Raw genomic sequence first — 14,188 nt, forward strand, 5'->3', positions numbered from 1 at the left:
CTGAAGATGCTGTTACTAAGTATTAACCTTACAATTCCTTTTGGAAAAGACCGTATCAATCCAGAAATTGATGACGAAACATTAATAGCATCTTTGGAACAAAATATAGAAATCATTGTTCAAAACCTTGACATCTATTCTACTCTTGTCACTTTTTTTGTTGATGTTTCTATTGCAGAACGCCTTAAGAAAACTTTAAAAAAACTAACAACGGCAGGACACGAAGTGGCTTTTTACAACATTCGTTCTACAACTTCCGAAATCGAAATTGCTAAAAAGATTCTTGAAGATGAACTTCAAAAAAAAATCCGCGGCCTTCGTCAAAAACTCCTAAAACTTCCTAATAAAGATATAAAAAGCTTGGACTTTTCTTATGTTTCGAATATCGAACATTCCAATATTGGTTTTATTTTTAGACGTTTAAAAAAGGATAAAACAAAGCTTTATTATGATGACAGCCTCGTCATTGTGCCAGAAAGTTTGTCACCGTATTCGCAATTACCTTTCAACGATTATGTGTTCCAAATAACGCCTCAGAAGTTTTATGAAAATATGATTTTGGAAACTTTGCAAAACGAAGATTACGTCCAAGTTTACATGAATGCATGGCAATTTTTTGAAAAAGAGGAACTTCCTTACGCATTTCCTTTTTACAAAAAATACAATCTTGGAAAAAGTTTTGAGGACAAATTGATTGCTTTCCTGGATTTTGTGACAGAAAATGAACTAGCAACTTCTCGAATGAAGGATTATTTGTTTTAAAATTTAACTTAATTCAAACAAGGTAATTTCTGGTAAAATCCCCACTCTTCCGGAATAGCCAATGACACCAAAACCTCGATTAACATAGAGATAGCGACCATTACTTTCATAAAGATCCATCCATTTTTTGTAACGATATTCTATGGGGGACCATTTCACATTTTTGAGATCGACCCCAAACTGCATGCCGTGTGTATGACCAGACAAAGTAAGGTGTACAAAGTTAGGATTGTTTTTCACGGCATAATCAAAATGTGTAGGATCATGCGACATCAAAATTTTAACAGCATCACTTGGTACATTTTCTAAAGCTTTGTCCAAATCGCCATATTGAGGAAATGGTTTTTCGCCCCAGTTTTCAACACCGAGAAGGTAGATTTTTTCGTCGTTTTTTTCAATGCTAAGATGCTCATTTCTTAACACTCTGAAGCCTGCTTCTTTTTGAAATTGAATAAGTTTAGGAACATTTTGGTATTCCTCTTCCTTAGAATTAAATTTACCATACTTACCATAGTCATGATTGCCAAGTATAGAAAATTTGCCATCTTTTGCCTGGATGCTTTTAAATAAATTAATAAACGGCTGAAACTCTTCCGCATAATTATTCACCATATCACCCGTAAATAGGACTAAATCTGGTTTGTGTTGATTAATTAAATCAATGGCATGTTGCAACTTCGACGGATCTTGAAATGTACCGCTGTGTACATCCGAGATTTGAACAATTTTGTAAGCTTTAAAACTTTTGGGAAGATTTTTTAATTTTAATTTCACTTTGCGAACACGATGGCGGTATTTTCCGAAAATAATTCCATCCAAAAAAGCGTAAGACATTATTCCTGCAGTACCTAGACCTATCAAGCTAACAAATTTTCTACGACTCGGATAATGTCCTGTTTGTCCAGAAGAAAACGATTGAACTCCAAATCTCAACAAACGAATAATATCTTCAATTAATAAGAAAAAGAAAGTTAAAAGTTTTGGGATTGCAAATACCAAAATAAGTCCCATAATGAGATTAACTTGCATAGGACTACGATTTGTCCTATCGAACTGCGTCACAAGAAAAATTAACAACGCATAGATGCTAACGGTAACCACCCAATAGACAGCACGTGCCCATGTATTGCTAACAACGGTACGAACCGCTTGATAAATATAAAATTCGATGAGAACAAAAAAAGCAATGATTCCCAAAATGTTTTTCATCATAAAGCTTCAACTTTAAAATAAGCACAAACAAAAAGCACAAAGTAAACCAAATTGTTACTCTGTGCCTTTTTGACTTATATTTATTTTAGATAAATTAAATTTTATCCTTTGGAAAGCGATATACCACGCAATTGATATTCATCCCAGCCCCAACAGAAGTGAAGAGAATATGGCTTCCAGGCGTGAAACTTTGTCCTTCCATTTTGCCTTTTCTAATCAAATCAAACATTGTCGGAACTGTTGCCACCGAAGAATTCCCGAATTTCTGAATAGTCATCGGCGCAATAGCATGATCATAATCTTTAATACCATATAGTTTGAACAATCTTGAAATCATCGCATAATCCATCTTGGCATTCGCCTGGTGAATTAAGATTTTATCAATATCTGCAATGTCCAGATTGGCTTTATCAATAGTTGCTTTTATAGCATCTGGCACATTTTTCAGTGCATATTCGTAGATTTTTCGCCCACGCATACGGATGTATAATTTGCTTTGATCATCTTCTAAATTAAGAGATGTTCCGTTTTCCAAATAACACAATTCTTCACCATTATCACATATTGTAGAATCCGCAATAATACCAACATTTTCTTCCTCTGTAGTTGTTACCACGACTGCTCCAGCACCATCTGCAAAGATCAGTTTGTTTCTATCAAAAGGATCGGTAACACGACTTAAGGTTTCACCTCCTACAACCAAAATTGTTTTAGCACGACCAGATTTTAATAAAACATCGGACAAGATTAACGCTTCTACCCAACCTGGACATCCAAAAATCATATCATAATTAATACAATTTCTGTTCTTAATGCCAAGTTTATTCTTTAGTCGAGCCGCTAAAGAAGGCATAAAATTGGGAAGGCCTTTCTCATCAACTTCTCCAAAATTGGTAGCATAGATAATATAATCAATAGATTCTTTGTCCACACCAGCATCTTCTATTGCCTGAGTTGCAGCACGAAGACCTAAATCCGAATTATACTCGCCTGCATTGATGTATCGCCTTTCTTCAATTTCTGTGATATCAACAAACTTGCTGATAACTTCAGAATTTGGTTTATCAATTTTTTCGTTATTTTCATCATAAAAAATTGAATCCATAAAGTAGGAACCGTCAATAACATTTTCTGGTACATAACATCCAGACCCTATAATAACTGTATTTGGCATCGAAGATTTTTGAATAATTAAAAAAACAAAATTACATATTTTTTTGAATTTGTTGTGAGGAATTCCGATAAATACCACTTTAGCTTTTGTAGGCTGATTTTAATAACTAAATAAAGCGGAATTTATCATCTTATTTTCTTGCAAATAATTACTAAATTTGCATATTGTCTTTTTGACAAAGCTTCAATTTGAATATCAGAAACAATGCTAAAAAACAACCCATCTCTGAAAGGCCTTCTCTTGGCTGTTATAGCTGCTATAGCTTCTTTCGGAATTTATTTTTTATTTCTGGCTAAACCTAATTATTATTTGGTGGACAATCCTACGCCCGATACTTATTTTTTCCGAATCAACAATGGCGAGCAAAAAATATTAGCTTCTGGACAATATCTAAAAATAAATTTAGATAAAGGCAAAAATGACATCAAGGTTTTTGACCAAAACAAAAAAATGCTATACGACTCTAGCTTTCAGGTTATAAAAGACCGCGGAATGCTGAATATTGCACACAAAGACTATTATGTTTTCAAACAATATTATGGCTATTTCCGCGACAAAGATTCTTTGATTTTGTCACAAGGACATACCACTATCGATGGGAAAAACTTTATTGGAGACATTAAAAAGTCAAACAAACTTTACAACGAAGATTTCTATTTTAACATTGATGAAGATTATGATAAAGTCATTAAAAACATCGATAAAGTAGAAAGCCGTACCAAAATCTTTAGAAAACAAGATTTTATAAATTATTACAACGAAAACTATAAGTTTTAATCAAAATTCACGTTTAATTATATATTTTTATTTTGGATCATAATAACGTAACACCATATAATACTGATAATAGCAAGAAAAGTCAAGTCGAAGATATGTTCGACAACATTGCCCCAAAATATGATCTTCTGAATCATGTTTTGTCAATGAAAATTGATGTGCTGTGGCGAAACACTTTGGTTAAATGGTTAAATAAAGACCAACCCAAAACTGTTTTGGACGTTGCTACAGGCACGGGTGATCTTGCCATTACAGTACAAAAAGGCACTCAGGCGCACGTAACAGGTCTAGATCTTTCTCAGCAAATGTTGAATGTGGGCATCGAAAAAGTAAAGAAACAAAAGCTTTCTGATAAAATATCCATGATGAAAGGCGATGCTGAAAGATTGCCTTTTGAGGATAACAATTTCGATGCTGTAACAGTTGCTTTTGGTGTTAGAAATTTTGAAAATCTTGAAAAAGGTTTAGCAGAATTAAAAAGAGTGGTGAAAGAAAACAAAAGTGTTTATATATTAGAGTTTTCAAAAGTTGAAGGATTTATGGGACCACTCTATATGTTTTATTTTAAAAATATTTTACCCGCTATCGGAAGATTGGTTTCCAAAGATAACAGAGCCTACACCTATTTGCCAGACTCCGTTAACGCCTTTCCTTTTGGTGAAAAAATGAAAAACATATTGCTGCAAACAGGCTTCTCAAAAGTAGAATACAAAAAGCTAAGCCTAGGTATTGCGACAATTTATAAAGCCACAAAATAATAGGATGACAAAACTGAAACATCTTGTAGCCATCGCATTGTTAACTGGATTTACGGCTAACGCACAACTTACAGACATCTTTAGAAAAACAGATCGTCTCGATAATCTTGAAGATTTTGACACCCAAAAATTCAGTTGGGGATTTTACCTTGCTGCAAATAATTTTGACTCAAAACTGGTTTTGGATCCAAGATATGGGATGAATGGTCAAGAAAGTTTAATACACGTTAAACCTGCTTTCAGCTTCGGAGCTGGTCTTATCGGGAAAATGCGTCTTAACGACTATTTGGATCTTCGCATAGAACCAGGATTACATTTTGTAGAAAGAGAGTTTACTTTTAACACACAATCCAATGATCAATACGCAGGCGGAACAACACAATTCCCAGCTTTCACACCGATTGTGATGACCGATACAGACCGAATAAAAACAGTTAAATCAACTTATGTTGACGTTCCTATTTTGTTAGAATTTCATGGTGATAGATGGTACAACACCAGACCTTATGCCGCTGGAGGCGTCAATTATTTGATGAATTTACAATCAAACGAAACCAGTACAGAAGACAATTCTAGAAACATTTTCCGTTCTACATCGCATAATTTTGGTTGGACAGCAGAACTAGGAATTCAGATTTATTTCAGCCGATTTAAGCTCACACCAGCCATCCGTGGAACCTTCTTCATGAACAACGAAATTGTCGCGGACAATCCAGAAACACCGCCATATTGGGCTGCTGGGATTTCTACGATGAACACAAGAGCTTTCATGTTTGTTTTAAAATTTGAATAATATTTTTCATAAATTTATTGTTTTATTAAATTTCATTTCTATATTTGTCACATGAATTTATCAATGAACAAAAACTGGTGGTGGCATTCAAAATCTTGGTCAAGGTCTTGAAGCTATCGGCTTTTTGTTTAGTATAGAAATAAAATATTAAAATCACAAAGACTTTGACGAATCCGTTGAAGTCTTTTTTTATGGAAAATTGCGGGTTGGTCAAAGGAAATACAGTAACGAACAATGAAAATCAACAACAAAATCCATATTAAAACCAACATCAAATCTCAACTTGCGGACTTGCACACACCTATCGGGATCTACCTCCGATTGCGCGATCAATTTCGGGATACCATTTTGCTCGAAAACGCTGGAAATCAAAACTCCGAAAACTCTTTCTCATTCATTTGTGTAAACGCCATTGCTGGAATCGAAATCTGTAATTACGATGAAGCTGAACTCAAATTTCCTCTAGAAAACCCCATAAAAGTGAGTCTTAAAAATCAAAAACTAACTACTCTTTTGCAGGAATTTTCCGATTGTTTTGTTTGCGAAACACCTGATTTAGAAATAGGAAAACAAGCGCAAGGGCTTTTTGGATATACCAGTTATGATGCGATTCCGTTTTTTGAAAATATCCAGTTCAAAACGCAATCTGAGGAAAACAAAATTTCGTTGCTGCGTTACAGATTGTACCAATACATCATCGCCATCAACCATCATAACGACGAAATGTTTCTCATTGAAAATAAAATTGAAGGCTTAAAATCCGAATTTTTAAGTATCGAAAATATCATCCATCAAAAAAATGCACCCGTTTATCCTTTCGAAAGTATTGGTGATGAGACTTCCAATCTTACCGACAAAGAATATCTTAAATCCGTTGAATTTGCTAAAAAACACTGTTTCCGTGGCGATGTTTTTCAATTGGTTTTAAGTAGAAGATTCGAGCAAAAATTCCGAGGTGACGAATTCAATGTTTATCGTGCTTTGCGAAATATTAATCCTTCTCCTTATTTATTTTTCTTCGATTATGGCGATTACAAATTAATGGGTTCCAGCCCAGAAAGTCAATTGATTATTAAAAATAAAAAAGCCATTATTCACCCCATTGCAGGGACTTTCAAACGAACAGGAAATGTCGAGTTTGATTTACAATCTGCCGAAGAGCTTAAAAAAGATCCCAAAGAAAATGCCGAACACACGATGTTAGTAGATTTAGCAAGAAATGATTTGAGCATTCACGGAAAAAATACGACGGTAACCAAATTGAAAGAAATTCATTTTTTTTCTCACGTTATTCACATGGTTTCGGAAGTTGTGGCGGATGTTTCGGAAAACCAAAATCCTTATGAAATGATTGCAATCACCTTTCCACAGGGAACTTTGAGTGGCGCACCAAAATACAGAGCCATGCAATTGATTGACGAACATGAGAAAACTTCAAGAAGCTTTTATGCAGGGTGCATCGGTTTTGTTGGCTTTGACGGAAGCTGCAACCAAGCGATTATGATTAGAAGTTTTTTAAGTAAAAACAATACGTTATTTTATCAAGCGGGCGCAGGAATTGTTGCTAAATCTAATGCAGAAAATGAACTTCAAGAAGTTAATAATAAAATAGGTGCTTTGAAAAAAGCGATTGCAAAAGCAGCGAAAATGAGTTAATTTGACTATAAACATATAAAGAGAATGCAACACAATATACAACCAACAACTAACAACCATCAACCATCAATTAAAATTTTGGTTTTCGACAATTACGACAGTTTCACCTACAATCTCGTTCAAATGATTGAGCAAATTATTGATGAAAAAATAGAAGTTTTTAGAAACGACCAAATCGCTTTGGAAGACATTGAAAAGTACGATAAAATCATCCTTTCGCCAGGTCCTGGAATTCCCAAGGAAGCTGGAATTTTATTAGATGTCATTAAAAAATATGCCCCAACAAAATCCATTTTTGGTGTTTGTCTGGGTCAACAAGCTATTGCGGAAGCTTTTGGCGGAAGTTTAATCAATCTTTCGGAAATCTATCACGGTATAGCCACCGAATCCAAGCAAATTAAAGAACATTCCATTTTTAAAAATCTTCCCGAAATATTGGAAGTTGGGCGGTATCATTCTTGGGCGGTGAATCCCGAAAACTTCCCTGAAGAACTCGAAATAACTTCCGTAGATGACAAAGGAATGATTATGAGTTTGAAACACAAAACCTACGATGTTCACGCCGTTCAATATCATCCAGAAAGTATTTTAACACCGCAAGGAAGACAAATTCTAGAAAATTTTTTAATTGTTTAAAAATTTCCAGTTTATAAAAGAACCATCAACCAAAATGAAAGAAATTTTACAATACCTTTTTAACCATCAAACGCTTACAAAATCTGAAGCGAAAGCTATTCTATTGGAAATTTCTCAAGGAAAATTCAATGATAGTGAAGTGATTTCTTTTATCAGCGTTTTTCTGATGCGTACAATTACACTCGAAGAAGTAATCGGTTTTCGTGAAGCTTTATTGCGAGTCGCAAAGCCCATCGACTTAGGAACTAAAGATTTGGTGGATATTGTTGGAACCGGCGGCGATGGAAAAAACACTTTTAACATTTCCACATTGGCAAGTTTTGTCGTGGCAGGGACTGGACAACAAGTCGCTAAACACGGTAATTATGCAGCGTCATCGATTAGTGGTTCTTCAAATGTTTTAGAAGAATTAGGTTATCAATTCAAAGATAATTCTGAGGATTTGAAAGCCGACTTAGAAAAAGGAAATATTTGTTTTCTTCACGCTCCACTTTTTCATCCAGCTTTGAAAACCGTTGCACCACTTAGAAAACAATTGGGTTTAAAAACTTTTTTCAATATGCTTGGGCCCTTGGTGAATCCTGTTCAACCCGATTTTCCGATGATTGGTGTTGCCCATTTGGAAATTGCAAGAGTCTATCAATACCTTTTACAAAAGGAAAATAAAGAATTTATACTCGTAAATGCTTTGGATGGTTACGATGAAATTTCATTAACAGCTGATGCTAAAATTTTCAATAAAAATGGAGAAAAAATTGTTTCGGCAGAAGATTTGAAATTCAAAAACTATTTACCCGAAACGATTTATGGTGGAAATACGAAAAAAGAAGCAGCACAAATTTTCATCTCTATTTTAGAAGGCAACGGAACTGAAGCTCAAAATGCCGTTGTATTAGCCAACGCCGCTCTAGCTTTAGAAAACACAAGAAAATATGGCGATTACGAAAATTGTCTTTCGATGGCAAAGGAAAGTTTAGAAAGCGGAAAAGCATTGAAAAGTTTACAGTTGTTGGTTAATAGTTGATGGATTTTCCAAACTTATTATTACTATTAACCGACAACCAACAACAAAATAAAATGAACATCCTAAATAAAATAATAGAAAGAAAAAAACAAGAAATTTCGGAAGCCAAATCTAAGATTTCTATTCAACAACTGAAAGATTCTAAGTTTTTTGGAAGACAAACTTTGTCTTTAAAAGAAACGATAAAGTCGAAGTCTGGAATTATCGCAGAATTTAAACGACAATCGCCCAGCAAAGGCATTATTAACGATAAAGTTTCGCCTTTGGAAGTCGTTTCACAATATGAAAAATTTGGTGCAAGTGCGGTTTCTATTTTGACGGACCAGGACTTTTTTGGCGGAAGTTTCGAAGATATTATTTCGGTGAGAAATTCTGTTAATATTCCGATCTTGAGGAAAGATTTTATGGTGGACGAATATCAGTTTTATGAAGCGAAATCCATTGGCGCAGATATTATTTTGCTGATTGCAGCTTGCCTTTCTCCAAATCAAGTGCAAGAATTTACTGCATTGGCACACGAATTAAATTTGGAGGTTTTGCTGGAAATTCATTCCGAAGAAGAATTGAAACATATTAATAACAAAGTGGATTTTGTGGGAATTAACAACCGAAATTTAAAAGATTTCAAAGTGAATTTACAACATTCAGTAGATTTGAAAAATCAGCTTCCAAAAGATATTTTTTCCATCGCAGAAAGTGGAATTTACCATGAAGAAGATTTTAATTTTTTAAAAGAAAAAGGTTTTGACGGATTTTTGATGGGCGAATATTTTATGAAAAACGAAAATCCAGGAAAGAAATTTGAAGAATTTGTATCAAATGTAAAAATTTAGCAATGGAATTTCAAATCTCAAATCTCAAACCTCAAATCCAACTCAAAGTTTGTGGCTTAACAAAGCCAGATCAAATTCAGGAATTAATTGATATAAAAGTGGATTTCTTAGGTTTTATTTTCTACGAAAAATCACCAAGATATGTTTTGAATCATTTGAGTTTAAAGCAAATTTCAGAAATTAATCATCAAGGAAAAGTCGGTGTTTTTGTAAATGAAAGTGTGGGAAAAATTGTTGAGATTTCAGAAAAAGCACAACTCAATTTCATACAATTGCATGGCGATGAAACGGAGGAATTTATTTTTGAATTAAGAAAAAAATTAGAAAAAAACATTGAAATAATTAAAGTAATTAGAATTGGACAAGATTTTACAGATTTGAAAAAACAGATTGAAAAAATCTCAAATCTCAAATCTCAAATCTCAAATCTCTTATTCGATACCGACAGCAAAGCCTTTGGCGGAACCGGAAAAAGCTTTGACTGGCAAATTTTAAATGAACTCAAAATACCTATTCCGTATTTTTTAAGCGGCGGAATTTCAAACGAGAATATCCAACAACTCTCAACTATTAACCAACAACCATTTGCTTTAGACATCAATTCAAAATTTGAAATCGAAGCTGGTAATAAAAACATTCAAAAAATTATTGATTTTAAAAATCTCATTTCTAACATCTAAACTCTAATATCTAAGAAATAATGAACTTTAAAAACCCAGATAAAAACGGCTATTATGGCGAATTCGGTGGTGCTTTTGTCCCAGAAATGCTCTATCCCAATGTTGCCGAATTGCAAGAAAAATATACCGAAATAATCGAAGCTAAAGATTTCCAAGAAGAATATCAAAACTTGCTGAAAGATTATGTAGGAAGAGCAACACCACTCTATTTCGCGAAAAATCTAAGCGAAAAATACGGCACAAATGTTTATTTAAAACGGGAAGATCTCAATCACACTGGCGCACACAAAATCAACAATGCTTTAGGTCAAGCTTTACTCGCAAAAAAACTCGGGAAACATAGGATTATCGCAGAAACGGGTGCTGGTCAACACGGCGTTGCAACGGCGACAGCTTGTGCACTTCTCGGTTTAGAATGCATTGTTTATATGGGCGAAATAGACATTGCTCGTCAAGCTCCCAATGTGGCGAGAATGAAAATGTTGGGCGCAAAAGTGGTCCCTGCCACTTCGGGATCAAAAACTTTGAAAGATGCGGTGAATGAAGCTTTACGCGATTGGATCAACCATCCAACAACCACACATTATATTATTGGAAGCGTTGTTGGGCCGCATCCTTTTCCGGATTTGGTGGCGAGGTTTCAAAGTGTAATTTCGAAAGAAATAAAAGAACAACTGAATGAAAAAATAGGACGAGAAAATCCCGATTACGTCATTGCTTGCGTTGGTGGCGGAAGCAATGCTGCAGGAACTTTTTATCATTTTCTGAACCAACCAGAAGTCAAAATTATCGCGGCGGAAGCTGGTGGTTTGGGCATTCATTCTGGAAAATCGGCGGCGACAACTTTCTTAGGAACATTGGGCGTTTTGCACGGAAGTCAGAGTCTAGTGATGCAAACCAAAGATGGGCAAGTCATAGAGCCACATTCGATTTCTGCAGGTTTGGATTATCCGGGAATTGGGCCAATGCATGCCAATTTACATGACCAAAAACGCGCTGTATTTTTCAGCATTAATGATGATGAAGCCCTAAAATCAGCTTTTGAATTGACAAAACTTGAAGGAATTATTCCTGCATTAGAATCGGCGCACGCTTTGGCGGTTTTAGACAAAAAGAAATTCGAAAAAGACGATGTTGTGGTCATTTGTCTTTCCGGTCGTGGAGATAAGGATATGGAAACATACTTGCAACATTTAGTAGATGGCTAATCAATTTAAAAGTTTTTGGGCGACAATTTCCGTCTTCCACTCTCGCTTTTTCTTTGTTTTTCGGCGGCTTCGCCGCCGAAAAACAAAGAAAAGAGCTCCGCTCAAGCCGGGTCGCAAAGTCGTTATCCACACAAAAATTTGCCATTTCGAATGAACACTGAACTTGTCGAAGTGGAAATGAGGAATCTCTTTAAAACATGAGATTTCAACTAACGTCGAAATAACAGCCTCTCAAAAAATCTAATTTCTAACCTCTAAAATCTAACTTCTCAAAAATGAAAAAACTCAATATATACTTTACAGCGGGCGCTCCGCAATTGGATGACACTGGAAAAATCGCAAAAATCATTCAAGATTCTGGCGCAGATATGATGGAAATTGGAATTCCGTATTCCGATCCCGTTGCTGATGGTCCTGTAATTCAAGAGGCGCATATTTTGGCGTTGAAAAACGGAATGACCATCGCAAAATTATTCGAACAACTAGCCGAAATAAAATATTCAGTAACAATTCCCAAAGTTTTGATGGGCTACATCAATCCTGTTTTGCAATTTGGATTTGAGAAATTTTGTCGAAAATGTCAGGAAGTTGGTGTTTCAGGATTAATAATTCCGGATCTTCCAGCTTTCGAATTTGAGAAACAATACGGCAAAATTTTAGAAAAATACAGCATCAATTTTTCATTTTTGGTAACACCTGAAACTTCCGAAGAGCGCATCAAATATTTGGATTCGTTGAGTTCTGGATTTTTGTATGCGGTAAGTTCTTCTTCGACCACAGGAAACTCAAATGCGACTTTAAAAAATGAAGAATACCTCAATCGATTGGCTACATTAAATCTAAAAAATCCAGTATTCATCGGATTTGGCATTAAAAACAAACAAGATTTTGAGTCGGTTACGGAGAAAGCGCAAGGCGGCATTATAGGAACAGCTTTTGTGAAAATTATTTTGGATAATAACAATTGGGAAGAGAAAGCTTCTGCGTTTTTGAAATCTATAAAACTATGACAAATCTCTAGCCCTGATTGTAGTGAAAATCCTTTTCTTGGAAGCCGAGCGGCAGCGAGGTCTTCAAGAAAAGATTGCAACGGAAAGCAGGTTCCTGGCTCCAAAAAAATTAATTAAACTTAAAAAATCGGCTAATAGAAAGCAATTTCGTAGCTTTGCATCTTAAAATTTTTATATAATGAATGCTTTTATTGAAGAACTGAAATGGCGCGGACTTTTCGCCGACATGACGCCTGGGATTGAGGAACAACTCGAAAAAGAGATGACCACAGCCTATATCGGTTTTGACCCAACAGCAGATTCGTTACACATCGGAAGTTTGATTCCAATTAAAATTTTGGCTCATTTTCAACGTCACGGTCACAAGCCTATTGCTTTGGTTGGTGGTGCGACAGGAATGATTGGTGACCCATCTGGAAAATCCGCAGAACGTAATCTGTTAGATGAGGAAACCCTTTTGTATTACGTAGATTGCCTTAAAAGTCAATTGTCAAGATTCTTAAACTTTGAAGGTAACGAACCAAACAAAGCCGAATTGGTGAACAATTACGACTGGATGAAAGATGTGACTTTCCTTGATTTTGCTAAAAATATCGGCAAACACATCACCGTAAATTATATGATGGCTAAAGATTCTGTCAAAAAACGTTTCTCTGGTGAAGATGGTGCCGATGGGATGAGTTTTACAGAATTCACGTACCAACTAATGCAAGGTTACGACTACCTTCACCTATACCAAACCAAAGGTATCAAGCTGCAAATGGGTGGTTCTGACCAATGGGGAAATATCACCACAGGAACAGAACTTATCCGTCGTAAAGTGCAAGGAGAAGCCTTTGCGTTGACCACAAAATTGATTACTAAAGCTGACGGTTCCAAATTTGGAAAATCTGAAAGTGGAGAAAACTATTGGCTAGATGCCAAAAGAACATCGCCTTACCAATTTTACCAATTCTGGTTAAATGCAACCGATGAAGATGCCGAGCGTTTTATAAAATACTATACATTCTTGGACAAAGATGTTATCGAAGCCTTGATTGCTGAACATAAAATAGCGCCACACCATCGCAAACTGCAAAAGAAATTAGCAGAAGAAGTGACTGTTTGGGTTCATGGACAAGAAGAATATGCGAAAGCTCTGAAAGCTTCAGAAATATTATTCGGGCGTTCTACAGCAGAAGATTTGGTAAGTCTTGATGAGACTTTATTCTTACAAATTTTTGATGGTGTTCCACAAAAGGAAATTGTTAAATCGGAAGTTATCGGCAGCAATATTGTTGATCTAATTTCGGAAAAATCTGGTTTCTTAAAATCTAAAGGCGAAGCCAAAAGAGAATTAGCCGGCAATGCCATTTCTGTAAACAAGGAAAAAGTGAATGAAGATTTTGTAGCTTCTGATAAAGACCTTATCGACGGAAAATTTTTATTACTTCAAAAAGGTAAAAAGTCTTACTTTATCGTAAAAGCGATTTAATTTTTTTTTCAAAATAAATTCAAAAAGCTTCCTCAAAAATGGGGAAGCTTCTATTTTATAAATCTGTAACGTCCTGAAATAGCGATACAAAAAAGAAATCGTTATTATGGAAGAAAGAAGCAATTATGTAAAACGTACTCAGCGCGATTACAGTATGTCTTTTAAGTTGAGTGTTGTAAAAGAAATCGAGT

The 14,188-nt window shown here is 35.2% G+C and carries 14 protein-coding genes; 12 read left to right on the forward strand and 2 right to left on the reverse strand.

The features are described 5' to 3' along the window. Positions 1-6: 6 nt before the first annotated feature. Positions 7-762 (forward strand): polysaccharide deacetylase, encoded by a 756-nt coding sequence (locus tag ACVFVN_RS04565; RefSeq protein WP_456234373.1) that lies wholly within the window; start codon positions 7-9, stop codon positions 760-762. Positions 763-765: 3 nt separating this feature from the next. Here ACVFVN_RS04565 and ACVFVN_RS04570 read toward each other — a convergent pair whose 3' ends face one another. Both ACVFVN_RS04570 and ACVFVN_RS04575 read right to left on the reverse strand, forming a co-directional pair. Further along, positions 766-1,974, reverse strand: coding sequence for a metallophosphoesterase (locus ACVFVN_RS04570; RefSeq protein WP_456234374.1), 1,209 nt, complete (start codon positions 1,972-1,974; stop codon positions 766-768). A gap of 94 nt (positions 1,975-2,068) precedes the next feature. Next, entirely contained in the window at positions 2,069-3,148 is a 1,080-nt protein-coding gene (locus ACVFVN_RS04575) for a 3-oxoacyl-ACP synthase III family protein (protein WP_456234375.1), read from the reverse strand. A 204-nt stretch (positions 3,149-3,352) separates the two neighbouring features. On the opposite strand from ACVFVN_RS04575, the gene ACVFVN_RS04580 reads away from it, so the two are divergent. The 11 genes from ACVFVN_RS04580 (at position 3,353) to tyrS (ending at position 13,997) form a co-directional block, all read left to right on the forward strand. Continuing rightward, positions 3,353-3,925: a hypothetical protein gene (locus ACVFVN_RS04580; protein WP_456234376.1), complete on the forward strand. Its 573-nt coding sequence runs from the start codon at positions 3,353-3,355 to the stop codon at positions 3,923-3,925. Between the two features lie 32 nt (positions 3,926-3,957). Next, complete coding sequence (ubiE, locus tag ACVFVN_RS04585; protein ID WP_165132037.1) at positions 3,958-4,683, forward strand: bifunctional demethylmenaquinone methyltransferase/2-methoxy-6-polyprenyl-1,4-benzoquinol methylase UbiE; 726 nt, start codon at positions 3,958-3,960, stop codon at positions 4,681-4,683. A gap of 4 nt (positions 4,684-4,687) precedes the next feature. Next, positions 4,688-5,476 (forward strand): type IX secretion/gliding motility protein PorT/SprT, encoded by a 789-nt coding sequence (gene porT, locus ACVFVN_RS04590; protein ID WP_185670504.1) that lies wholly within the window; start codon positions 4,688-4,690, stop codon positions 5,474-5,476. Between the two features lie 234 nt (positions 5,477-5,710). Next, positions 5,711-7,132 (forward strand): anthranilate synthase component I family protein, encoded by a 1,422-nt coding sequence (locus ACVFVN_RS04595; RefSeq protein WP_456234377.1) that lies wholly within the window; start codon positions 5,711-5,713, stop codon positions 7,130-7,132. A 69-nt stretch (positions 7,133-7,201) separates the two neighbouring features. After that, positions 7,202-7,768 (forward strand): anthranilate synthase component II, encoded by a 567-nt coding sequence (locus tag ACVFVN_RS04600; protein ID WP_456234387.1) that lies wholly within the window; start codon positions 7,202-7,204, stop codon positions 7,766-7,768. Positions 7,769-7,802: 34 nt separating this feature from the next. Further along, positions 7,803-8,792: an anthranilate phosphoribosyltransferase gene (gene trpD, locus ACVFVN_RS04605; protein WP_456234378.1), complete on the forward strand. Its 990-nt coding sequence runs from the start codon at positions 7,803-7,805 to the stop codon at positions 8,790-8,792. A 53-nt stretch (positions 8,793-8,845) separates the two neighbouring features. Then, entirely contained in the window at positions 8,846-9,625 is a 780-nt protein-coding gene (gene trpC / locus ACVFVN_RS04610; protein WP_456234379.1) for an indole-3-glycerol phosphate synthase TrpC, read from the forward strand. Positions 9,626-9,627: 2 nt separating this feature from the next. After that, entirely contained in the window at positions 9,628-10,305 is a 678-nt protein-coding gene (locus ACVFVN_RS04615; RefSeq protein WP_456234380.1) for a phosphoribosylanthranilate isomerase, read from the forward strand. A gap of 20 nt (positions 10,306-10,325) precedes the next feature. Beyond that, positions 10,326-11,513 carry a tryptophan synthase subunit beta gene (trpB, locus tag ACVFVN_RS04620; protein WP_456234381.1) on the forward strand — a complete coding sequence of 396 codons (1,188 nt, stop codon included), beginning with the start codon at positions 10,326-10,328 and terminating at the stop codon, positions 11,511-11,513. Between the two features lie 275 nt (positions 11,514-11,788). Then, positions 11,789-12,523, forward strand: coding sequence for a tryptophan synthase subunit alpha (trpA, locus tag ACVFVN_RS04625; RefSeq protein ID WP_456234382.1), 735 nt, complete (start codon positions 11,789-11,791; stop codon positions 12,521-12,523). 178 nt (positions 12,524-12,701) lie between these two features. Beyond that, on the forward strand, positions 12,702-13,997 hold the full coding sequence (tyrS, locus tag ACVFVN_RS04630; protein WP_456234383.1) for a tyrosine--tRNA ligase: 1,296 nt from the start codon (positions 12,702-12,704) through the stop codon (positions 13,995-13,997). Positions 13,998-14,188 lie beyond the last annotated feature (191 nt).

The organism is Soonwooa purpurea, from assembly GCF_053891095.1.

Coding starts and splice junctions, on each gene's coding strand:
- ACVFVN_RS04565 (WP_456234373.1), top strand. CDS start 7: ATGCTGTTACTAAGTATTAACCTTACAATTCCTTTTGGAAAAGACCGT.
- ACVFVN_RS04570 (WP_456234374.1), bottom strand. CDS start 1,974: ATGATGAAAAACATTTTGGGAATCATTGCTTTTTTTGTTCTCATCGAA.
- ACVFVN_RS04575 (WP_456234375.1), bottom strand. CDS start 3,148: ATGCCAAATACAGTTATTATAGGGTCTGGATGTTATGTACCAGAAAAT.
- ACVFVN_RS04580 (WP_456234376.1), top strand. CDS start 3,353: ATGCTAAAAAACAACCCATCTCTGAAAGGCCTTCTCTTGGCTGTTATA.
- porT (WP_185670504.1), top strand. CDS start 4,688: ATGACAAAACTGAAACATCTTGTAGCCATCGCATTGTTAACTGGATTT.
- ACVFVN_RS04595 (WP_456234377.1), top strand. CDS start 5,711: ATGAAAATCAACAACAAAATCCATATTAAAACCAACATCAAATCTCAA.
- trpD (WP_456234378.1), top strand. CDS start 7,803: ATGAAAGAAATTTTACAATACCTTTTTAACCATCAAACGCTTACAAAA.
- trpC (WP_456234379.1), top strand. CDS start 8,846: ATGAACATCCTAAATAAAATAATAGAAAGAAAAAAACAAGAAATTTCG.
- ACVFVN_RS04615 (WP_456234380.1), top strand. CDS start 9,628: ATGGAATTTCAAATCTCAAATCTCAAACCTCAAATCCAACTCAAAGTT.
- trpB (WP_456234381.1), top strand. CDS start 10,326: ATGAACTTTAAAAACCCAGATAAAAACGGCTATTATGGCGAATTCGGT.
- trpA (WP_456234382.1), top strand. CDS start 11,789: ATGAAAAAACTCAATATATACTTTACAGCGGGCGCTCCGCAATTGGAT.
- tyrS (WP_456234383.1), top strand. CDS start 12,702: ATGAATGCTTTTATTGAAGAACTGAAATGGCGCGGACTTTTCGCCGAC.